We start from the raw sequence: 19,701 nt of genomic DNA, 5'->3' as shown, positions 1-19,701 counted from the left end.
ATCGGATGGTATCAATCATGCGCTCCCTCTGAGACTCACTGAAAGGGCTGAGTTTATCCCGTGCGCCTTTGTCCTTGCCAAAGCAATCTTGAGACCCCGGGCATCATTGTGCGCAGTTCATGCCCGACTGTTATTTGTGCTTTATTATTGTGTCGCCGCACACTGCAAGACGCCTTGCCAGTGTACCAGCCTCTTTAGGGCATCTTGTACGCAAAGACATGCGAAGGGTCCTACGTGTGGTGTTTGGTCTAGTGTGGGGTTTTGGTTTTGTGTCGGGCAGGGGCCGACGGAAGTATTAGATCCCATGTCTGGACAGTGAGAGATACGCATACAGCTTCATTTTGTGTCACACCGTCACACCTGTGTGTCACACCGCTCTAATGCTTGCTATCTAGTTGTTCTGTTAGGTTTTGGTGGAGCCTAGGGGAGTCGAACCCCTGACCTCTTGCATGCCATGCAAGCGCTCTCCCAACTGAGCTAAGGCCCCATCCAGGTACCGCTGCTGCGGTGGACGGACGTTTAGGAGACAGTGACGACGAGTGCAAGTCCAAAAATGGAATCGAACGCGAATTTCCGCACTAATCCGCACTAAGCTGTCCGTGGAACGAAAAAGGCGACCCTGCGGTCGCCTTTGACTTGATCAGTTTTCGTCTTCCGAAGACATGTCGGTGATATCATCCAGCGAAACGTCATCACTGGTGTCATCATCGTCATCCAGCAGATCATCATCCAGTTCAACGTCGACAGAGTCGTCGTCATCCAGTACCAGCTCCTCATCCGACGCGTTTTCACGCGCTTTGACCGAGGCGGCATCTTCTGCATCCGCCGCGATCATGCGGCTTTTGGATGTTTCAAGCTCCACGATCTCGCCAGTGTAGGGGCTGATGATCGGGTCCTTGTTCAGGTCGTAGAATCGCTTACCGGTGGTCGGGCAAACGCGCTTTACGCCCCATTCTTCCTTGGGCATGTCAAATCCCCTTGATATCAGGTGAGTCGTCTAAATGATTCAGCTCACCTGCCACAGGCAGAGGGCACTGTCAAAGTCTTTGCGCAAGAGAGGTCGCGATATGGGAGAGCACGCATTGCCAGGGACACCGCCGGTGCCACTGAGGCTGCGCAAATCCGCCCAGGCGCGGCGCATAAGTTTGCGAATTTCTCAGCTGGACGGCCGGGTTACGCTGACCTATCCGGTCGGTGTGCCTGAATCCGAGGCGCTGAGTTTCGCACGTACCAAGGAAGAGTGGATTCGTCAGCATTTGCAGGACAGGCCGGAAACGGCCGTGGTGCAGTTCGGACAGAAGATACCGATTGAAGGCGTTGTCCGGCGAATCGTGCCCGCCAAGGGTCGGCGCGTTCAGTTGATGGCGGACGAGGTCGCAGTGCCAGAAGGGGCCGAGGCGCGCAGATTGGCCCGGTTTCTGAAGGAATTGGCGCGAGACCGATTGATTGGCGCGTGTGATGATTACGCGGCAATGCTGGGGCGGTCGTACAGCACGCTCAGCCTGCGCGACACGCGGTCACGCTGGGGATCATGCAGTTCGCAGGGTGGCTTGATGTTCTCGTGGCGGCTCATCCTCGCGCCGTCCGAGGTGCTGCACTATGTGGCCGCGCACGAGGTGGCGCATCTTGTCGAGATGAACCACTCGCCCGCGTTCTGGGAACAGGTGGAACGCATTTTCGGCCCCTGTCAGCAGCCCCGCCGCTGGTTGCGTGACAATGGGGCAGAGTTGCATCGTTACAGGTTTGACGCAAAGCCGAGTTGACCTTGCGCAGATTTGTGATCACATAAGCGGATGTTGAGCACACGCCCGTCTGACACCCAAACTGCCACTCATGACCGGGTGTACCGGGTCCTGAGATCTCGAATCATGCATGGTGAGATGGCGCCGGGACACGCGCTGACCTTGCGTGGCATCGGCAAGGAATTCGGCGTCTCGATGACCCCGGCGCGGGAGGCCGTGCGCCGTCTGGCCGCCGAGGGCGCTTTGTTCCTGTCCAATTCCGGCCGGGTCTCGACACCTGAATTGACCAACGACCGGATAGAAGAATTGGCGGCGTTGCGCGCGTTGCTGGAAGTCGAGCTGGCCAGCCGGGCTTTGCCCCGGGCGCATATTGCGCTGATCGACCGGTTGCAGACCATCAACATGACCGTTGCCGAGATGGTGACCAAGCGGGACGCGGTTGGGTACATCCGTTCAAATCTGGAATTTCACCGCACCCTTTACCTGCGGGCTCAGGCGCCCGCGATGCTGGCCATTGCCGAAACGGTCTGGCTGCAACTCGGGCCGACGATGAGGGCGCTTTACGGGCGTCTCAGGCGCACTGAGCCACCGCATTATCACAAGCTGATCATAGCTGCCCTCAAGGCCGGGGACGAACCGGGCTTGCGCCTGGCGGTCCGTTCGGACGTGACGCAGGGATTGCGCTTGCTGGTGAGCTGAGCGGCATCCCGCCGACATTCCCGCGCCTGCTGCGCAAGGTTTCACCGTTCTGGCCTGTTCAACCCGACTGGGTTACTCTTGATGCAAATCACAAACAAGAGCAGACCACAGCCATGATCACTCGCCGGACTTTTTCCATTTGCCTTGGATCAACATTGTTGGCCGCCTGCACGGGTGGCGGTGCGCCATCCAGCGCGCCTGCATCGCGTATGCGAGCTGTTCCCAACGCGGGTTGGGATGCCTGGGTTGCCGGATTCAAGGGCAGGGCGGCATCGCAAGGTATTTCACAATCCACGATTGATCGCGCTTTTCAGGGGGCAGGGTATCTGCCCGATGTGATCGAGCGTGACCGCAATCAGGTAGAGTTCAAGCGTTCGCTCGAAGACTACCTGGCCATTGCCGCCTCGGACGAACGGATCAGCACCGGCCAGAAGATGCTGCGGCAATACAACGGGACGCTGTCGCAGATCGAGGCGCAGTACGGGGTAGACAAGGAAATCGTCGTTGCAGTGTGGGGGTTGGAAAGCCGCTATGGCGCGCGTCGGGGCGATGTGCCCGTTGTATCAGCTCTGTCGACGCTGGCCTATGACGGGCGGCGTGGTCAGTTCTTTGAAAGCCAGTTGATCGCGGCGCTCAAGATTCTTCAGAATGGTGACACCACGCCTGACAAGATGACCGGCAGCTGGGCCGGTGCGATGGGGCACACGCAGTTCATTCCAACCTCTTACCTGGCCTATGCCGTGGATTTCACCGGCGACGGGCGGCGCGATATCTGGTCGGACGATCCGACGGATTCTCTGGCTTCGACCGCTGCTTACCTGTCACGCGCAGGCTGGGTGCGGGGGCAGCCCTGGGGGGGCGAGGTCGGAACCGTTTCCGGTACACCGGTCGCCGTGCTGCAACCACAGAAACCCGGGCCGCGCATTGCCGTCTTCCGCAATTTTCAGGTCATCAAGCGCTATAACAATTCGGACAGTTACGCGATCGGGGTCGGTCATCTGGCGGACAGAATCGCCGGTGGCGCGCCGTTTCAGGCCTCGTTCGGGCCAGATGCAAACGGTCTGACACTGGACGACCGCAAGGAATTGCAACGTCGGCTGACATCCCAAGGGTATGATACGAAAGGCGCGGACGGGGTGATCGGCAAAAACACGACGTCTGCCATCAGCGCGTATCAAAGCGCCAATGGCCTGGCGGTCACCGGAGAACCCTCGGTTGCGTTGTTGCGCAGGTTGGGCGGCTGACGGTTACGCCGCCAACCCTTTCGAGCCGATGTCGAGGAATTTTTGACGGCGGTCCTGTATCAGGGTCGCCGCGTCTTTGCCGTCCAGTTCCGCCAGCATATCGGTAAGAGCCGCGCGAACAGCTTCGACAGCGGCCGGACGATCGCGATGTGCGCCGCCCTTGGGTTCAGGGATGATCCGGTCGCAAACGCCAAGCTTGTGAAGATCCTGAGCGGTCAGACGCAGCGCCTCGGCCGCTTCACGCATCTTTTCTGCATCTTTCCAAAGGATCGATGCGCAACCTTCAGGCGAGATCACTGAATAGACCGAGTGTTCCAGCATTGCCACGCGGTTGGCGGTGGCAAAGGCCACGGCCCCGCCCGAGCCGCCTTCGCCGATGATGACCGACACCAGGGGCACGCCGATCTTCAGACACATCTGGGTCGAGCGGGCAATCGCTTCGGATTGACCACGTTCCTCGGCGCCTTTGCCGGGATAGGCGCCGGCGGTATCGATCAGGGTGATCACCGGCAGGCCGAACCGGCCGGCCATCTCCATCAGGCGGACCGCCTTGCGATAGCCTTCGGGGCGGGCCATGCCGAAATTGCGTTCGATCCGCGATTTGGTGTCGCTGCCTTTTTCATGGCCGATCACCATAACGGGTTGATCGTTGAAACGTGCAAGCCCGCCGATCACGGCCAGATCATCGGCAAAATTGCGATCTCCGGCCAAAGGGGTGAATTCGGTGAACAGGGCATCGACGTAATCGCTGCAATGCGGGCGTTCCGGATGGCGGGCGACCTGGCATTTCCGCCATGGGGTCAGGTCGGCATAAAGCTCATCCAGAAGCTTGGCGGCTTTGGCGTCCAACGCGGCGGCTTCTTCGGTTACGTCCATCTCTTCGTTGGTTCGGGCCAACGCACGCAGCTCTTCAGCCTTGCCTTCAATTTCAGCCAGCGGTTTTTCGAAATCCAGATACTGGGTCATGACGCCTCTCAACGCGAAAGTTCCCTGCTATATGGCCTGACGGTGCTCCGGATGCAACTCGGCAAGATCCGAGTGGTGAAGATGTTCGATTTCAGATGGGTGAATGGAAAATCGGATACTGATGGCCGCCGCTAAGAAAGACCCCGCGCTGCGCGCTCTGGCCTGCACCCACCACAATCTAACGCGGCGTCTGACCCTGTACCCACCCGACACCGCGCCCGAGGATATGTTGGCCGAAACCTGTCTGGGTCAATTGGGCCAGAGAACGGGATAGAGCGAGGCCACAAGCAGCACCGCCATTGTCCAGTTGAACGCAACCAGCCTGCGCGGGTTCGTCAGCACCCGCGACATCTGCTGTCCTAGAAAGGTCCATGTGCTCACCGATGGCAGGTTGACCGCCCCGAAAACCAACGCCACAAGCGCAATCGCATGCAGGGTCTGGCTGGGCGTGTAAGCGGTTGTGGCGGTCAGGGCCATGGCCCAGGCTTTGGGGTTCACCCACTGAAAGGCGGCGGCTTGCAGAAACGTCATGGGTGTCCCCGCTGCCAAATCGCCTGCGGCTGGCGCGGCATGCGCGATCTTCCATGCCAGATAGAGCAGATAGATCACCGACACGACCTTCAGCACTGAATAGCTGACCGGGTACCGGTCAAAGACCTGAACCAGCCCTGCACCGACCAGCAGCACCATGAGCGTGAAGCCAAGGCCAATGCCCAGCATATGCGGGATCGAACGCCGAAAGCCGAAATTCGCACCCGATGCCATCAGCATCAGATTGTTCGGCCCGGGCGTAATGGATGTCACGAAGGCAAAAGCGATGAGCGCCAGAAGGATGTCGTAAGTCATGCTGCGAAGTATCGTCTGACCGGCAGCAAATGAAATTGCTTTTTCGTGCGCGTTTCCGCTATTTCTGCAACTTATGATGAAGAATGATCAGATAAATCGCCAGATATTGCAGGAACTGACCCGCGATGGGCGCATCAGCAATCTGGAATTGGCCGAACGGGTCGGGCTGTCTCCGTCCGCCTGCCTGCGTCGCGTTCAAGAGTTGGAAAAGGCCGGCGTGATCACCGGTTATCGTGCGGTTCTGAACCCGGCCGCGATGGGTGTCGGCTTTGTCGCCTATATCGGGGTCGGTCTTGGTGAACACACGAAAGCGGCGCAGGAGGGGTTTGAGCGTGCCCTGCAACAAGCCCCCGAAGTGGTCGAATGCCACAACATCACCGGTACGATCGAATACCTGCTGCGCGTCGAATGCGCCGATCTGCCGTCCTACAAGACCTTCCATACCGAGGTGCTGGGAACGCTGCCTCATGTCACGTCGATCACATCCTATGTGGTCATGGGGTCACCCAAGGATCTGCGTGCGTAGCCACTGGAAATGTGAAGCCACACTCTCTTGCAGCGCAAATTTTCAGGGCCTAGTGTCTTTGTAATGACGCTGCCAGGGGATACGCCCAGCCAAAACGGCACGCAAACAGGGAGATTACGATGAAACTCGTTCGAACAGTGGCGACCGCAGTTGCCATGTCGGTCATTGCCGGGGCCGCTTTGTCTGCCCCGCTGAAACTGCAACCTGCCAATCCGCAGCCGTCTCCGAAGGCGGGTTTGAATGTCAAATACTTAGGTACAGGCAATCAACACAAGAAGATCCGGGATTTGAGTCAGGCAAAAAGCATGCTGTCTAAGGCGAAGCCCGGAAAGCCGTTGCGCGGGTTGGATTACAGGGACACCAGCAAGGGTGAGGATGTCTTGACCTTCGACCAGGCCTACAACGTTGCCGCCGAGGTCACAGGCTATATGCGCTTTGACTCACCTGGCGTTTACGAGCTGGAAACGTGGTCGAATGACGGGATAGAGGCTTGGGTTGGCGGTCAGCAGATTGGCCGGGTAAATGGCATTCAGGGCTGTGAAGCCAATCAACGCACCGAAGTGGAAGTGCCCAAGGCGGGTTGGTATCCACTGAAGATCGTCTATTTCCAGAAACTGGGAACCTCTTGCCTGATGATGAAGTCAGGAAAGAAGGGGGAACGCTTCACATGGACGCCCAATGACGTTTTTGGCCGTTGAAGAATTCATGAAAGGGCGCTCGATCGAGCGCCCTTTTTTGGGGGCTTAGCTGCCCGCCGCAATCAGTTCGGCCTGCGCCACGATGACTTCGGCCTGCTTGATTGAGGCGATGTCGACAAGGCGGCCTTTATAGACGGTTGCGCCCTCACCGTTGGCTTTGGCCTGTTCCATTGCGGCCAGGATTTCGCGGGCCTCGGAAACGGCCTCATCCGACGGGGTAAAGACCTGATTGGCCAGTGCAATCTGTTTGGGATGGATCGCCCATTTGCCGACCATACCCAGCGTGGCCGAGCGTTTCGCCTGAGCGATGTACCCTTCATCATCGCTGAAATCCCCGAATGGCCCATCCACTGGCAGCACCCCATGGGTGCGGCACGCTGCAACGATGGTGGCTTGGGCCCAGTGCCACGGGTCAGACCAGTGTTTTTCGCCGTCACGCAGCATATAGTAGTTTTCCTGTGTGCCGCCGATGCCCGTGGTCTGCATTCCCATCGAGGCCGCAAAATCTGCGGCTCCAAGGCTCATCGCCTGCAAACGGGGAGAGGAGGCTGCGATCTCTTCCACATGCGCGATACCGGCAGCGGATTCGATAATGACCTCGAAGCTGATGGGTTTGGTTCGGCCCTTGGCGCGTTCAATGGCGGTGACAAGGGCATCCACGGCATAGACATCCGATGCGCAGCCGACTTTGGGAATCATGATCTGGTCCAGACGGTCGCCTGCCTGCTCCAACACGTCGACAACGTCACGATACCAATAGGGGGTATCCAATCCGTTGATGCGAACGGACATGTATTTGTTGCCCCAATCAACAGTGTTCAGGGCTTCGATGACGTTGGCGCGGGCGATGTCCTTGTCCGAAGGCGCAACCGAATCCTCGAGGTCAAGGTTGATCACATCCGCAGCAGAAGCTGCCATTTTCGGGAACAGTTTGGTATTCGATCCCGGACCAAACAGTTGGCAGCGATTGGGTCGTGCAGGCGCGGCGGGTTGGATGCGAAAGCTCATCTGGACCTCGTGTGGGTAATGAAATTGCGATTTTCTCGTCCAATGAGGTATTAAATTGCGCAACCTGGCGCAAGGGAGATTGTGCATCTGCGGCAATGCGGTTGCAGAATGCTGCGTGTCAACAGTTGAGAAGTGGTGATTAAAGTTTAATCACTTTGGAAACTTCGAATAATTTTGCGCCATTTGTGTCAATGGTGCAAGAAACTCGCGTACCCGCCGTGTTGGGCGGATCAAAACGCGAAACGCTCGTTTAAACGCTTCTCTAGCTTGGGCCGGAATCAAAGGAGTGACCGCAATGATCGAGACACCGTACCTGCTGTTTTTGGGCGATGCGCCCGACCAATTGGCGGCCAAAGTGGCTGTGGGCATCAAGGATTGGCGCCCGGAAAACGCCGTCGGCCAATATCGTATGGACGGCTGCAAGGCTGATCTGGGTCTGAAGGATATGACCCTGACCGAGGCCAAAGCGGCCGGCGCAAAAACGCTGGTTATCGGTGTCGCCAACCGTGGCGGCGTCATCAGCCAGGAATGGAAAAAGGTTCTGGTCATGGCGCTTGAGGAAGGGTTTGACCTGGCCTCTGGCCTGCACAACCTGTTGCGCGACGAGCCCGATCTGGTGGCGGTGGCCGAAGCAACGGGGCGAAAGCTGCACGACGTGCGTGTACCCGAGGTCGATTACCCGATCGCCAACGGGATCAAGCGCAGGGGCAAACGTTGTCTGGCCGTCGGCACCGACTGCTCTGTGGGCAAGATGTACACGGCAATGGCGATGGATGCCGAAATGCGCAAGCGTGGTATGAAGTCGACCTTCCGCGCGACCGGCCAGACGGGCATTCTGATCACCGGCGATGGCGTGCCGCTGGACGCCGTTGTTGCGGATTTCATGGCTGGCTCGATCGAATGGCTGACACCGGACAACGATGACGACCACTGGGATCTGATCGAAGGTCAGGGATCGCTGTTCCATGTGTCCTATTCCGGCGTGACCATGGCGTTGATCCACGGCGGCCAGCCGGACGCGCTGATCCTGAGCCATGAACCGACCCGCGCGCATATGCGTGGTCTGCCGACCTATCAGCTGCCGACGCTCGAAACCTTGCGCGACACCGCGCTGGCCCTGGCCAAAGTGGCGAACCCCGATTGTCAGGTCGTCGGCGTTTCGGTCAACACGCAGCACATGTCCGAAGAGGACGCGACGGCATATCTGGCCAAGATCGAAGCAGATATGGGGCTGCCGGCGACCGATCCGTTCCGGTTCGGCTCGGGCAAGTTGGTGGACGCGTTGGCCGCGATGTGATCCAACCGGCCCGCCGGTGGCGGGCCGGTTCCGCCTCTGGCGGGAGTATTTGGGAAAAGATGAAGGAGCAGGTGCGTGCAGATAGAGGTCTCTCGCGGTGTGTTTCAGTTGGCGCAGGTGTTTACCATTTCGCGCGGGTCACGGACCGAAGCAAAGGTGCTGACGGTGCGGGTGTCGGACGCAACGCATCAGGGCTGGGGCGAATGCGTTCCTTATGCGCGTTATGACGAAACGCTCGAGTCGGTCGAGGCCGAGATCGCCGGCTTGCCTGCTGAGTTCAGCCGTCGGTCGCTGATGGATCTGCTGCCTGCCGGTGCCGCCCGGAACGCCGTGGATTGTGCTTTGTGGGATCTGGAAAGCAAGCGCGCCGGCAAGCGCGCCTGGGATTTGGCGGGCCTGCCGGTGCCCGGACCCGAGATCACGGCCTATACTCTGTCGCTGGATACTCCGGAGGCAATGCAGGCTCAGGCGGCCGAGAACGCGCACCGCCCGCTTCTGAAGATCAAGCTGGGCACGCCAGATGACATGCCCCGGCTTGAGGCCGTGCGCGCCGGTGCGCCGAACGCCAGGATCATCGTGGATGCAAACGAAGGCTGGTCGGCCGAGGTTTACGCCGACCTCGCCCCGCATCTGGTGCGTTTGGGCGTGGCGCTGGTCGAGCAGCCATTGCCGGCCGGTGATGACGATGCGTTGATCGGAATGGCCCGCCCGGTGCCCGTCTGCGCCGACGAGTCCTGCCATGATCGCGCCAGCCTGCCCGGGCTGAAGGGGAAATACGATGTCATCAACATCAAACTCGACAAGACTGGGGGCCTGACCGAGGCGCTTGAATTGCGCAAAGCCGCAATCGCGGAAGGGTATGACATCATGGTCGGCTGCATGGTCGGCAGTTCGCTTGCCATGGCGCCCGCGACACTGTTGGCGCAGGGTGCGATGGTGACGGACCTTGACGGCCCGCTTCTGTTGGCCGAAGACCGCGACACCCCGCTGATTTTTGACGACGCCGGAGTTCACCCGCCCGAAGCGGCGCTCTGGGGCTGAGGAGACAAACATGACCCGAACCGTTTATGTGAATGGCGAATACCTGCTCGAGACCGAGGCCAAGGTATCCATCTTTGACCGTGGCTTCCTGTTTGCAGACGCGGTTTACGAAGTGACCAGTGTACTGGATGGCAAGCTGATCGATTTCGAGGGCCACGCGGTGCGCCTGAAGCGGTCTCTGGACGAGCTGGAGATGGCCGAGCCCTGCACCAAGGAAGAACTGCTGGAAATCCACCGCAAGCTGGTTGATCTGAACGGCATCGAAGAAGGGCTGGTCTACCTTCAGGTTTCGCGCGGCAGTGACGGTGACCGGGATTTTGTCTTCCCTTCGGCCGATACCAAGCCAAGCCTGGTTCTGTTCACCCAGAACAAGCCCGGGCTGGCTGACAGCCCGGCGGCACGGAAAGGTGCCAAGATCATCTCGATCGAGGACATCCGTTGGGGTCGCCGCGACATAAAGACCGTGCAACTGCTTTACCCTTCGATGGGCAAGATGATGGCCAAGAAAGCGGGCTGCGACGATGCATGGCTGGTCGAGGACGGCTTTGTGACCGAGGGCACCAGCAACAACGCCTATTTCGTCAAGAACGGCAAGATCGTGACCCGCCCGCTGTCCAACGACATCCTGCACGGGATCACTCGCAAGGCCGTGCTGCGCATGGCAGCCGAAGCACAGATGGAAGTTGAAGAGCGGCTGTTTACCATCGACGAAGCCAAAGAGGCTGACGAGGCGTTCACGACCTCGGCCAGTGCTTTCGTGATGCCGGTAGTGGAAATTGACGGAGTCACGCTGGGTGATGGTACACCCGGTCCGATTGCCAAACGCCTTCGTGAAATATACCTGGATGAAAGCCGAAAGGCCGCGATCTGAAGAACCACCACGTTGGACAGCGTTGCAGCAGGCTGCTGCGGCGCCGTGCCAAACTCAGTCGGGCCCCGGGGCAGGACGAGGAATTTCGCTGTAGATCCCGCCGAGCATGAGCAGATCACATGCGACTTTCTGGCGGGACACCGGTCTTGTTGTGGGACCAGTTCCTGCTTTGTAACAGGAATATGGTTGAAGGCGGGGCTACCCGACCTTGAAAGGGCTCAGGCTTTCCTGAAACTGTTCGATGAATTCCAGCGTTACCAATGACGGTTGCTTCAGAATTGGACGCACCAACGAAAGGGTATGCGTCAAGGACGGCTTGAACGGCCGATAACTCAATCCCCTCGACGTGTATTGGACGGCATCCAGTTCGCTTACGACCGAGACTCCGACACCTTCCAGCGCCAATTCACATGCTGCCGTGAACTGCCTGACCTCGATATGCGAGTTCAATTCGACATTGGCATGTTGAAACACTTTCGAAAGCCGCCCGAAAAAGTCGCTGTCGCGTCGGGTGTGGATGATTTTGCTATGTGCGAGATCCGCCGGCGTAATTTCGGAAAGGCTTTCCAACTCGTGCCCGGTGGGGAACACGCACACCGTGCGAACGTCGATGTCCCTGCTTTCTACTGCCGGATGACCGTGAAAGCTGTCAGTGATTCCGAAATCATACTGCTCACCGATCATCCATTCCAGAATGCGTTCAGGTCTGTCTGGTTCGATCGTCAGGGTGACACCGGGCCGATCCTTCAGGAAACCGGCGACGACTTTGGGCAAATGGCTGGTGGCAAATCCCGGCAGGCAAGCGACACGGATGTGCCCTGCTTTGCGTTGTGTGATATCCTGACTGACATCCGAAATTTGTCTCATCAATTCGAGAACGCGCTCGACGCTGGGCAAGAGATAGCGAACCTCCTGCGTTGGTACTAATCGGCCTTCCCGACGGTCAAAAAGCTGAAACCCGAGCGACTTTTCAAGATCGGACAGCAATCTGCTGACAGCTGGCTGGGTCACGCCCAGATCAGCCGCAGCGGCCGTGACAGACCCATTGGTGGTCACGGCCATCAGGGCCTCCAACTGCCGAACTCTCAGAATTTGACTCATTGCTGATCCCGATCTGCTGCGCCATTTCATAACACTATGTTATTTTTTCACCAAGTAGATAGGCCTTGAATTATATTTTTGTAACGTTAACGTCGTGAAATCGTCATGTGTGCCGTTTACGCGTTGCGGTCGGTATTCAACGAAGCATCAACCCTGATGCATGGGAGGAATCATGAAAAAGAATCTGCTTGGCGCGATTGCCATCACCACAGCCTTGTCCCCCTTGGCGGCAATGGCGCAAACCGAAGTCCAGTTCTGGCACGCCTTCACCGGTCGCCTAGGGGAACTTGTCAAAGGACAGGTTGAAGAATTCAACGCCAGTCAGGATGAGTTCGTCGTGGTCGAAAGCCACAAGGGCAACTACTCGGAAACCCTGAATGCCGGGATTGCAGCATTCCGGGCCGGTGAACAGCCACATATCCTGATGGTGTTCGAAGTCGGCACGGCGACAATGATGTCAGCCAAAGGGGCGATCAAGCCGGTCTATGAAGTGATGGCCGAAAGCGGCGCGTCTTTTGATCCCGACGCGTATATTGGCGCCGTCAAAGGCTACTACACAACCACTGACGGAGAGATGCTGTCGCTTCCCTTCAACTCCTCGACGCCGGTCCTGTGGGTCAACCGCGATGCCATGCAAGCAGCAGGCGTTGATCCGGACACGGATCTGTCCACTTGGGAAAAAGTCGGCGAAGTGCTCGAGCAGCTGAAGGCAGGTGGCGAAGACTGCCCGCTGGTGACAGCATGGCAAAGCTGGATTCACCTTGAAAACCTTTCAGCTTATCACGATGTTCCGTTTGCCTCACGGGACAACGGATTTGCCGGTCTGGATACCGAGCTGATGCTGAACGGTCCGGTGCAGGTTGCACATCTGACCGCGATGGGTGACTGGGCCAAGGACGGCAAGTTCATCTATACCGGCCGCAGAAACGAAGGTGGTGCGAACTTCCGGTCAGGCGAGTGCGCATTGTTCACCGAAAGTTCGGCCGGATACGCCGGCATCAAGGCAGAGGCCGAGTTCGATTTCGACGTGCGTCCGCTGCCCTATTGGGAATCCGTTACCAGTGAGCCGCAAAACACCATCATCGGTGGCGCGTCTCTTTGGGTAATGGAGGGTCATGAGCCCGAAGAGTACAAGGGCGTCGGAGAGTTCCTGAGCTTCCTGTCATCACCTGATGTACAAGCGGCATGGCACCAGAACACCGGTTATCTTCCAATCACGACAGAAGCGGGTGAGGTTACGCGTGCCGCAGGTTTTTATGACGAAAACCCGGGTACCGACGTCGCAGTGATCCAGATGACCGCGAAAGAGCCGACCGCAAATTCGAAAGGCTTGCGTCTGGGATCGTTCGACCAGATCCGGGGCATCATCGACGAAGAGCTTGAGGCGATCTGGTCCGGTGAGAAGACCGCTCAGGAAGCGATGGACAGCGCGAAGGAACGCGGTGATGCGTTGCTGCGCCGGTTCGAATCCGCCAATCAATAAGTCGTAACGTTATGCGGGCCCTTTCGGGGCCCGCATTTTCTTTCTTCGGTGGGTTTTCAGGATGGAAAAACGCGTCACCTTTCGCGGCTGGCTGTTGCCATTGGCGTTGATCGCCCCTCAGGTCATCATTTCCGCTGTTTTCTTTTTCTACCCCGCCGGTCAGGCCATCTGGCAGTCGCTGTTCATACCTGACCCGTTCGGGCTGTCGTCCCAGTTCGTGGGGCTCGGCAACTTTGAATTTCTGCTGAGTGACAAGTTTTATCGCGCCTCTTTCGTGACGACGGCGGTGTTTTCCACGTTGGTCACGTTGTGCTCGATGATCCCTGCCTTGTTTCTTGCGGTTATTGCGGATCGATTGATCAAAGGGTCCGGGGTCTATCGGACTTTGCTGATCTGGCCCTACGCTGTTGCCCCTGCGGTCGCGGGCGTTCTGTGGCTTTTCATGTTCAACACGCGCGTCGGCGTCGTGTCATGGTATCTTGGCCAACTTGGATATGACTGGAACCACGTTCTGAACGGCACCGAAGCCATGGGGCTGGTGGTCGTTGCTTCTGCCTGGGGGCGCATAAGCTATAACTTCCTGTTCTTTTTCGCTGCCCTGCAATCCGTTCCAAGATCCGTGATCGAGGCGGCGGCGATTGACGGCGCGCATTTCTGGCGCCGATTCTTCACGATCGTACTGCCGCTGCTGTCGCCGACGGCGTTCTTCTTGCTGGTGGTGAACGTCGTCTATGCCTTCTTCGAAACCTTTGGCGTGATCCACACGATCACCGGCGGCGGGCCGCAACAGTCGACGACAATCCTTGTCTACAAGGTATTTTCGGACGGGTTTGTGGGGCAGGACCTCGGCTCGTCTTCGGCGCAATCAGTCATCTTGCTGATCGTCGTGGGACTGTTGACGGTCATCCAGTTCAAATACGTGGAAAAGAGGGTGCATTACTGATGGCGGCCCAACAACACGGAATGGTCCAAAAACGCGGCGCGGGCATCTGGTTGTCCCATGCCCTCATGATACTCGGTGTCCTGATCATATTTTTCCCGATATGGCTTGCCTTCGTGGCTTCGACCGTGACCCAGGCCGAGATCGTCTCGCCACCGATGCCTGTCGTGCCCGGCGATCAGTTCTGGGTGAACTACAAGGCGGCGCTGTTCTCGGGGGTAAATGTGCCCGTTGCCACGATGCTGTTCAACAGCCTGGTGATGGCAATCGGAATTGCAGTCGGCAAAATCATCATCTCTCTGCTGTCGGCTTTCGCGATTGTCTATTTCCGCTTTCCCGGGCGAACGACGTTCTTCTGGCTGATCTTCCTGACCCTGATGCTGCCGGTCGAAGTCCGCATCGTTCCGACGTTCGAAGTTGTCGCCGGGTTCGGCATGCTCAACAGCTATTACGGGCTGATCTTTCCCCTGATCGCCTCGGCCACGGCAACCTTCCTGTTCCGTCAGTTCTTTCTGACCATCCCCGATGAGCTTGCCGAGGCAGCCCGGGTCGACGGCGCGCGACCGATGCGGTTCTTCATCGATATCGTCGTCCCCATGAGCCGGACCAACATCGCCGCACTGTTCGTGATCCTGTTCATCTATGGGTGGAACCAGTACCTTTGGCCGCTGCTGATCACGACCGATCCCGAAATGAATACCATCGTGATGGGTATCAAGCAGATGTTCCCGTCCGGTGACGACTTTGCGCATTGGCCGACGATCATGGCGACGTCCATTCTGGCGATGATCCCGCCGGTCATCGTGGTGGTGTCGATGCAAAAGCTCTTTGTCCGTGGCCTTGTCGATAGCGAGAAGTAAGAAATGGCAACAGTTACTCTAGAGAATGTCAAAAAGAGCTTTGGCCCGACGGATGTGATCCACGGCGTTGATGTCGATATCGCCGATGGAGAGTTCATCGTGATCGTCGGCCCGTCAGGCTGCGGCAAGTCCACATTGTTGCGGATGGTGGCAGGGCTGGAAACGGTCACGTCCGGGGAAATCCGGATCGGCGGTGAACGCGCCAATGACAAAGAGCCCATGGATCGCGACATCGCCATGGTGTTCCAGAACTACGCGCTCTACCCACATATGTCCGTGCGTCAGAACATGGGGTATGGCCTGAAGATCGCGAGGCTGCCCAAGGCTCAGATCGATCAAAAGGTGACCCAGGCGGCTAAGCTGTTGCAGCTTGAACCTTTGCTGGATCGCAAGCCCAGGCAGTTGTCCGGCGGTCAGCGCCAGAGGGTCGCGATGGGCCGGGCCATTGTCCGCGAGCCCGCTGTTTTCCTGTTTGACGAGCCGCTCTCGAACCTCGATGCCAAGCTTCGTGTTCAGATGCGTCTGGAAATACGCGAACTTCAGGAAAAGCTTGGGATCACGTCACTTTACGTCACGCATGATCAGGTCGAAGCAATGACGATGGCGGACAGGATGATCGTGATGAACGGCGGCATAGCCGAGCAGATCGGCACGCCGCTCGAGGTCTATGAAACTCCGCAGACGCTGTTTGCCGCGCAGTTCATCGGCAGCCCGGCAATGAACATATTCGAAGCACGGCGCGAAAACGGGGCGGTCAAGATCGGAGAAATCGAAGTCGGCCCCTCTGGGGGTCCGGACTGCGCCGTGAAGCTTGGTATAAGACCAGAGCATCTGTTGTCGGATGACAATGGCCCGCTTGAAGCCGCGATTCAGATGGCTGAACCGCTTGGGGCCAACACGTTGCTGCACGGTCACCTGTCGGGCTCTGAAAGCGCAATCACGGCAAGCCTTCCCGGTGTTCACCCGATCGAAGGACGCCATCCGATTATGCGGTTCTCGGTGGCACCGGAGAAAATGCATTTGTTTGACCACGCGACAGGCAAAAGGCTGGAAGGCTGATGGCGTTTCAACAGGTTGAGGCCTTTCGCGGTGGGGAGAACCTGATCCGGGTCGTGGGGCATCGTGGGGCACGGGGCGTGTTGCCTGAAAACAGCATGATCGGCTTCGACTTTTCACTTTCCATTGGCGTCCCGCTTCTTGAATTTGACGTTGTCCTGACAGCCGATGATGTGCCGGTCATTACGCACAATCATCGCCTGCATTCGGCCAGTTTCCGCGATGGCAATGGCCTGTTTCTGACCGGGGAAGAGCCGAAAGTATCCTCGCTGACTTACGAACAGATCCGACAATTCGATATCGGGCGTCTGGACGGGCATTCCGCCTATGGCCAACGCTTCCCGGATCAGGCGCAAATAGACGATGTTCGTGTTCCAAGGCTGTTGGATCTGCTCGATTTGGTCGATGACCCGAAATACCGTGATGCCCATCTGATGCTCGAGCTGAAGTCGGACCCCGACCTGGCCCATGATGCACTTTACCGAGAGAACTTTGTCCGCAGAGTACTTGGGGATGTTCGCGGCAAAGGGTTATCTTCGCGCGCGGTGCTTCACAGTTTTGATTGGAACCTGTTGGCGGAGTGTCAGAGGCAAGCTCCGGATATGCCTTCATCCTACCTGACGCAACTTCCGGACAATGCCGACGATGTTGGCGAGGATTCCTCAAAATCCGTTTGCCCGGACTTTCGTGGCCGTCGCGACGAAATTCCAAACTTGGTAAAGCAGGCCGGCGGTTCGCTTTGGTGCCCGTACTTTGCGGATGTAACGCCCGAAAACGTCACGCGCGCAAAAGAGCTGGGCCTGTGCGTCGTCGTGTGGACAGTCAACGAACACGAAGATATCGGCAGGATGATCGATCTGGGCGTGGACGCAATCGTATCCGACTATCCCGGGCGGGTTCAAAGACAATTGTCGGAGTCAGGCTTCCGTTGGCAGTAGCTCACCGGTGATCCCGGCACCTCGAGGGTGACGTGGATGAATTTCTTACGCCATTTGAAATTTGCCTCAAAAAAAGGCCCTTCAGCCCGTTGACGCTCAGGGCCCGCGTGTTTTTGCGGCCTGATTTGATGAGAGCCTTATCTCAGGAAACCGTTCTTGGGCGCGCGGCTGACGGAAATCCGGAACACTGCCCCCATTGCTCTGAGCGTTGTACCCGCAGTTGTCGGGACAGCGTTCCACACGTTCTCCGATGAATTGGAATTGATATCTGGCATCGGTTTCGGCCATCGCTGACCACAACCGTCATCGACGGGCCGTCACGCCTGACGGATGGCGCCAAATATTGAGTCACATTAACAACAATCTTGTGATTGCTGCAGTTCTGTCTCTTTTCCGCCGGAATTTGTGCTGATAAGGATAAAATTAAGTGTTGGGGTGTTGTAAGTGCGAGTGGGCAGATGAGAGCCGGAACAAACGGTCAAATAGCTATTTCCTGGTGTCAGACGGAAATTGACGGGCTTGAAGACGCTCCTCTTTCCTGTTTGGCGATCGGATCGGCATGGTCATGGCGTGGTCAAGCAATCGTCATGAGCGAGGCTGCCGAGCAAAGAATCGGAAGAATAGGAAATGTCGGGGGCGCTGCCAGCCAGGTGAACAGCCACTTTCCAATTGTCCGTGACATTCCAGGCCACGTGGCCGGAACCCTTACCCTTACCAACGGTGCGCAGAAGTTCTCTGCCAAGCTTGTTGCCGATGGCAACGATACGTCGCGGGCTCTCGTGTTCGAAGGCGCTTGCCCCCCACGGGACGAAGAGTTCTGGATTGTCGAAGTGACCGAGCTTGCGATGATTCCAAACCCCGCCGCGAAAAGCGGCGCGACGGTAGTTTCTTTCCCGGTCTCAAACTAGGATTTCAAGGCGCCGCCAGACGGTTTCGGCGCGCTGCCGGGTCCGGTGGCTGTCTGCCCTGATCGTTTTTCTGACCTTTGCGGAATGCTGTGTTGACTCCGCCAGCATTGCGGATATAAGCGCGGCTTCATTGGTGTTGGTGGCCCCCGCAAGGGGATGCCTGTCATGGGGGAGACCTCAAGAGGACAACGCCCTTCATAGTGGCCCGTCGGGGCTTCGACCTAACGAAGGAGATCAGCCGTGACCAAACGCACGTCTGCCAAGTACAAAATCGACCGCCGGATGGGCGAAAACATCTGGGGTCGTCCGAAATCCCCGGTCAACCGTCGCGAATACGGCCCCGGCCAGCATGGCCAGCGCCGCAAGGGCAAACTGTCGGACTTCGGTCTGCAGCTGCGGGCCAAGCAGAAGCTGAAAGGCTACTACGGCGACCTGACCGAGAAGCAGTTCCGCCGCATCTACGCCGAAGCCGAGCGTGTGAAGGGCGACACTGGTGAAAACCTGATCGGCCTGCTGGAGCGCCGTTTGGACGCTGTGGTCTACCGTGCCAAGTTTGTCGCAACTGTTTTTGCTGCACGCCAGTTCGTGAACCACGGCCACGTCAAAGTGAACGGCAAGCGTGTCAACATCCCGTCCTACCGCGTCAAAGAAGGTGATGTGATTGAGGTACGTGACAAATCCAAACAACTGGCTGTTGTCTTGGAAGCCGTTGCGCTGGCCGAGCGTGACGTTCCTGACTACATCGACGCCGACCACTCGAAAATGACCGCGACGTTCGTGCGCGCGCCGGGCCTCAGCGATGTGCCTTACCCGGTCGTCATGGAACCGAACCTGGTCGTCGAATTCTACGCGAAGAACTGATCTTCGCCGCAATCGAATTCTGAAAGGCCGCGCTTTTGGCGCGGTCTTTTTTTATGGTTTGTCCATGGCGAAGCCGTCATCGCGACATTGCCCGCGACTCCTTAGGGTGTTTTTGGGCTAGTGTTTTTGGGCAAATGACGTGCGTGTCAGATCGGCAGGGGCCTGCCTTCGGCGATCGCTTCCATCGCGAAATACGAGGTTACGCTGTCCAGCTCGACCTTTTCGATCAATCGTTGATAGACCTTGTCATATGACGACATGTCCTGCGTTACGACTTTCAGCTGATAGTCGTAATCCCCTCCGATCCGATGAAAATCCACGACTTCCGGGATTGTCAGAACATGGCTCCGAAACGCCTGAAGCCACTGGGCAGAGTGGTGTCGGGTGCGGAGCATGACGAAGACCACAAGGCTCAACCCCAGTTCTTCTCGTGCGATGCGGGCCGTGGATCCGATCAGCACACCGTTTTCGTTCAGGGCCTTCAAGCGCCGCCAGCAGGCATTCTGGGACAGGCCAACCCGATCCGCCAATTCCCGCTGTGACAGGGTGGCGTCCTTTTGCAGCTCTTTCAGAATGCGTGTATCAATTTGATCTACTTTTGATGTCATAACTGATC

At 57.9% G+C, this 19,701-nt stretch carries 22 protein-coding genes and 1 tRNA gene; 16 read left to right on the top strand and 7 right to left on the bottom strand.

All coding sequences use genetic code 11. From position 1 onward, the window contains the following. Window positions 1-411: 411 nt before the first annotated feature. Both ACR0E2_RS08595 and ACR0E2_RS08590 read right to left on the bottom strand, forming a co-directional pair. Window positions 412-487: transfer RNA gene (locus ACR0E2_RS08595), tRNA-Ala, on the bottom strand. A 153-nt stretch (window positions 488-640) separates the two neighbouring features. Further along, window positions 641-967, bottom strand: a complete 327-nt coding sequence (locus ACR0E2_RS08590) for a TIGR02300 family protein (protein WP_152459046.1) — start codon at window positions 965-967, stop codon at window positions 641-643. A gap of 100 nt (window positions 968-1,067) precedes the next feature. Between ACR0E2_RS08590 and ACR0E2_RS08585 the strand changes: the two genes are divergently transcribed. The 3 genes from ACR0E2_RS08585 to ACR0E2_RS08575 all read left to right on the top strand — a co-directional run bounded on the left by ACR0E2_RS08585 (window position 1,068) and on the right by ACR0E2_RS08575 (window position 3,685). After that, complete coding sequence (locus ACR0E2_RS08585) at window positions 1,068-1,763, top strand: M48 family metallopeptidase (RefSeq protein ID WP_253283469.1); 696 nt, start codon at window positions 1,068-1,070, stop codon at window positions 1,761-1,763. Between the two features lie 30 nt (window positions 1,764-1,793). Then, window positions 1,794-2,441 carry a GntR family transcriptional regulator gene (locus ACR0E2_RS08580; RefSeq protein WP_480446085.1) on the top strand — a complete coding sequence of 216 codons (648 nt, stop codon included), beginning with the start codon at window positions 1,794-1,796 and terminating at the stop codon, window positions 2,439-2,441. A gap of 113 nt (window positions 2,442-2,554) precedes the next feature. After that, a complete protein-coding gene (locus tag ACR0E2_RS08575) occupies window positions 2,555-3,685 on the top strand; it encodes a lytic murein transglycosylase (RefSeq protein ID WP_171206289.1) in 1,131 nt (376 codons plus the stop codon). Window positions 3,686-3,688: 3 nt separating this feature from the next. On the opposite strand, the gene ACR0E2_RS08570 is transcribed toward ACR0E2_RS08575, so the two are convergent. Next, the gene (locus ACR0E2_RS08570; protein ID WP_152459042.1) at window positions 3,689-4,651 is read right to left on the bottom strand and encodes an acetyl-CoA carboxylase carboxyltransferase subunit alpha; all 963 of its coding nucleotides are present in this window, start codon (window positions 4,649-4,651) and stop codon (window positions 3,689-3,691) included. A 103-nt stretch (window positions 4,652-4,754) separates the two neighbouring features. Between ACR0E2_RS08570 and ACR0E2_RS08565 the strand changes: the two genes are divergently transcribed. Then, window positions 4,755-4,925, top strand: a complete 171-nt coding sequence (locus ACR0E2_RS08565; RefSeq protein WP_480446084.1) for a hypothetical protein — start codon at window positions 4,755-4,757, stop codon at window positions 4,923-4,925. Here the strand turns inward: ACR0E2_RS08565 and ACR0E2_RS08560 are convergent. Then, on the bottom strand, window positions 4,901-5,497 hold the full coding sequence (locus ACR0E2_RS08560; protein WP_480446083.1) for a LysE family translocator: 597 nt from the start codon (window positions 5,495-5,497) through the stop codon (window positions 4,901-4,903). The two genes, ACR0E2_RS08565 and ACR0E2_RS08560, sit on opposite strands and share 25 nt — an antisense overlap. Window positions 5,498-5,570: 73 nt before the next feature. Between ACR0E2_RS08560 and ACR0E2_RS08555 the strand changes: the two genes are divergently transcribed. Both ACR0E2_RS08555 and ACR0E2_RS08550 read left to right on the top strand, forming a co-directional pair. Beyond that, window positions 5,571-6,023: an Lrp/AsnC family transcriptional regulator gene (locus ACR0E2_RS08555; RefSeq protein WP_171118856.1), complete on the top strand. Its 453-nt coding sequence runs from the start codon at window positions 5,571-5,573 to the stop codon at window positions 6,021-6,023. Window positions 6,024-6,142: 119 nt separating this feature from the next. Next, complete coding sequence (locus ACR0E2_RS08550) at window positions 6,143-6,721, top strand: PA14 domain-containing protein (protein WP_152459039.1); 579 nt, start codon at window positions 6,143-6,145, stop codon at window positions 6,719-6,721. A 45-nt stretch (window positions 6,722-6,766) separates the two neighbouring features. Here the strand turns inward: ACR0E2_RS08550 and ACR0E2_RS08545 are convergent, their stop codons facing one another. Further along, entirely contained in the window at window positions 6,767-7,729 is a 963-nt protein-coding gene (locus tag ACR0E2_RS08545; RefSeq protein WP_480446082.1) for an L-malyl-CoA/beta-methylmalyl-CoA lyase, read from the bottom strand. A 295-nt stretch (window positions 7,730-8,024) separates the two neighbouring features. On the opposite strand from ACR0E2_RS08545, the gene dgcN reads away from it, so the two are divergent. The 3 genes from dgcN (at window position 8,025) to ACR0E2_RS08530 (ending at window position 10,938) form a co-directional block, all read left to right on the top strand. Then, window positions 8,025-9,026 (top strand): N-acetyltransferase DgcN, encoded by a 1,002-nt coding sequence (dgcN, locus tag ACR0E2_RS08540; RefSeq protein ID WP_171232903.1) that lies wholly within the window; start codon window positions 8,025-8,027, stop codon window positions 9,024-9,026. A 75-nt stretch (window positions 9,027-9,101) separates the two neighbouring features. Beyond that, the gene (dgcA, locus tag ACR0E2_RS08535) at window positions 9,102-10,067 is read left to right on the top strand and encodes an N-acetyl-D-Glu racemase DgcA (protein WP_480446081.1); all 966 of its coding nucleotides are present in this window, start codon (window positions 9,102-9,104) and stop codon (window positions 10,065-10,067) included. 10 nt (window positions 10,068-10,077) lie between these two features. After that, the gene (locus ACR0E2_RS08530; protein ID WP_480446080.1) at window positions 10,078-10,938 is read left to right on the top strand and encodes a D-amino-acid transaminase; all 861 of its coding nucleotides are present in this window, start codon (window positions 10,078-10,080) and stop codon (window positions 10,936-10,938) included. 198 nt (window positions 10,939-11,136) lie between these two features. On the opposite strand, the gene ACR0E2_RS08525 is transcribed toward ACR0E2_RS08530, so the two are convergent. Beyond that, window positions 11,137-12,039: a LysR substrate-binding domain-containing protein gene (locus ACR0E2_RS08525; RefSeq protein ID WP_480446079.1), complete on the bottom strand. Its 903-nt coding sequence runs from the start codon at window positions 12,037-12,039 to the stop codon at window positions 11,137-11,139. A gap of 172 nt (window positions 12,040-12,211) precedes the next feature. Here ACR0E2_RS08525 and ugpB point away from each other — a divergent pair, with 172 nt between their 5' ends. The 7 genes from ugpB to rpsD all read left to right on the top strand — a co-directional run bounded on the left by ugpB (window position 12,212) and on the right by rpsD (window position 19,085). Continuing rightward, the gene (gene ugpB / locus ACR0E2_RS08520; RefSeq protein WP_171232901.1) at window positions 12,212-13,522 is read left to right on the top strand and encodes a sn-glycerol-3-phosphate ABC transporter substrate-binding protein UgpB; all 1,311 of its coding nucleotides are present in this window, start codon (window positions 12,212-12,214) and stop codon (window positions 13,520-13,522) included. Window positions 13,523-13,583: 61 nt separating this feature from the next. Continuing rightward, on the top strand, window positions 13,584-14,465 hold the full coding sequence (gene ugpA, locus ACR0E2_RS08515; RefSeq protein ID WP_152459032.1) for a sn-glycerol-3-phosphate ABC transporter permease UgpA: 882 nt from the start codon (window positions 13,584-13,586) through the stop codon (window positions 14,463-14,465). Between the two features lie 20 nt (window positions 14,466-14,485). Next, a complete protein-coding gene (gene ugpE, locus ACR0E2_RS08510; protein WP_480446190.1) occupies window positions 14,486-15,322 on the top strand; it encodes a sn-glycerol-3-phosphate ABC transporter permease UgpE in 837 nt (278 codons plus the stop codon). A 3-nt stretch (window positions 15,323-15,325) separates the two neighbouring features. Then, the gene (gene ugpC / locus ACR0E2_RS08505; RefSeq protein WP_480446078.1) at window positions 15,326-16,381 is read left to right on the top strand and encodes a sn-glycerol-3-phosphate ABC transporter ATP-binding protein UgpC; all 1,056 of its coding nucleotides are present in this window, start codon (window positions 15,326-15,328) and stop codon (window positions 16,379-16,381) included. Beyond that, window positions 16,381-17,316, top strand: a complete 936-nt coding sequence (locus ACR0E2_RS08500; protein WP_253286088.1) for a glycerophosphodiester phosphodiesterase family protein — start codon at window positions 16,381-16,383, stop codon at window positions 17,314-17,316. The genes ugpC and ACR0E2_RS08500 overlap by 1 nt, the downstream gene beginning before the upstream one ends. Window positions 17,317-17,903: 587 nt before the next feature. Continuing rightward, window positions 17,904-18,224 carry a hypothetical protein gene (locus ACR0E2_RS08495; protein WP_480446077.1) on the top strand — a complete coding sequence of 107 codons (321 nt, stop codon included), beginning with the start codon at window positions 17,904-17,906 and terminating at the stop codon, window positions 18,222-18,224. Between the two features lie 240 nt (window positions 18,225-18,464). After that, window positions 18,465-19,085, top strand: a complete 621-nt coding sequence (rpsD, locus tag ACR0E2_RS08490; protein WP_152459028.1) for a 30S ribosomal protein S4 — start codon at window positions 18,465-18,467, stop codon at window positions 19,083-19,085. A 146-nt stretch (window positions 19,086-19,231) separates the two neighbouring features. Here rpsD and ACR0E2_RS08485 read toward each other — a convergent pair whose 3' ends face one another. Beyond that, a complete protein-coding gene (locus tag ACR0E2_RS08485) occupies window positions 19,232-19,693 on the bottom strand; it encodes an Lrp/AsnC family transcriptional regulator (protein WP_480446076.1) in 462 nt (153 codons plus the stop codon). Between the last annotated feature and the right edge of the window lie 8 nt (window positions 19,694-19,701).

It is taken from the genome of Ruegeria sp. A4, from assembly GCF_056543025.1.
Note: the sequence above shows the minus strand (reverse complement) of the source record. Positions and strands in the feature narration are given on the sequence as shown.

Bases quoted from the DNA above. Each gene is read 5' to 3' on its own strand.
- ACR0E2_RS08585 (WP_253283469.1), top strand. From the start codon at position 1,068: ATGGGAGAGCACGCATTGCCAGGGACACCGCCGGTGCCACTGAGGCTG.
- ACR0E2_RS08570 (WP_152459042.1), bottom strand. From the start codon at position 4,651: ATGACCCAGTATCTGGATTTCGAAAAACCGCTGGCTGAAATTGAAGGC.
- ACR0E2_RS08495 (WP_480446077.1), top strand. From the start codon at position 17,904: ATGAGCGAGGCTGCCGAGCAAAGAATCGGAAGAATAGGAAATGTCGGG.
- ugpC (WP_480446078.1), top strand. From the start codon at position 15,326: ATGGCAACAGTTACTCTAGAGAATGTCAAAAAGAGCTTTGGCCCGACG.
- ACR0E2_RS08550 (WP_152459039.1), top strand. From the start codon at position 6,143: ATGAAACTCGTTCGAACAGTGGCGACCGCAGTTGCCATGTCGGTCATT.
- ACR0E2_RS08545 (WP_480446082.1), bottom strand. From the start codon at position 7,729: ATGAGCTTTCGCATCCAACCCGCCGCGCCTGCACGACCCAATCGCTGC.
- ACR0E2_RS08485 (WP_480446076.1), bottom strand. From the start codon at position 19,693: ATGACATCAAAAGTAGATCAAATTGATACACGCATTCTGAAAGAGCTG.
- ACR0E2_RS08525 (WP_480446079.1), bottom strand. From the start codon at position 12,039: ATGAGTCAAATTCTGAGAGTTCGGCAGTTGGAGGCCCTGATGGCCGTG.
- ACR0E2_RS08565 (WP_480446084.1), top strand. From the start codon at position 4,755: ATGGAAAATCGGATACTGATGGCCGCCGCTAAGAAAGACCCCGCGCTG.
- ACR0E2_RS08560 (WP_480446083.1), bottom strand. From the start codon at position 5,497: ATGACTTACGACATCCTTCTGGCGCTCATCGCTTTTGCCTTCGTGACA.
- ugpE (WP_480446190.1), top strand. From the start codon at position 14,486: ATGGTCCAAAAACGCGGCGCGGGCATCTGGTTGTCCCATGCCCTCATG.
- ugpB (WP_171232901.1), top strand. From the start codon at position 12,212: ATGAAAAAGAATCTGCTTGGCGCGATTGCCATCACCACAGCCTTGTCC.
- dgcN (WP_171232903.1), top strand. From the start codon at position 8,025: ATGATCGAGACACCGTACCTGCTGTTTTTGGGCGATGCGCCCGACCAA.
- ACR0E2_RS08530 (WP_480446080.1), top strand. From the start codon at position 10,078: ATGACCCGAACCGTTTATGTGAATGGCGAATACCTGCTCGAGACCGAG.
- ACR0E2_RS08555 (WP_171118856.1), top strand. From the start codon at position 5,571: ATGATGAAGAATGATCAGATAAATCGCCAGATATTGCAGGAACTGACC.
- ACR0E2_RS08575 (WP_171206289.1), top strand. From the start codon at position 2,555: ATGATCACTCGCCGGACTTTTTCCATTTGCCTTGGATCAACATTGTTG.
- ACR0E2_RS08590 (WP_152459046.1), bottom strand. From the start codon at position 967: ATGCCCAAGGAAGAATGGGGCGTAAAGCGCGTTTGCCCGACCACCGGT.
- ACR0E2_RS08500 (WP_253286088.1), top strand. From the start codon at position 16,381: ATGGCGTTTCAACAGGTTGAGGCCTTTCGCGGTGGGGAGAACCTGATC.
- ACR0E2_RS08580 (WP_480446085.1), top strand. From the start codon at position 1,794: ATGTTGAGCACACGCCCGTCTGACACCCAAACTGCCACTCATGACCGG.
- ugpA (WP_152459032.1), top strand. From the start codon at position 13,584: ATGGAAAAACGCGTCACCTTTCGCGGCTGGCTGTTGCCATTGGCGTTG.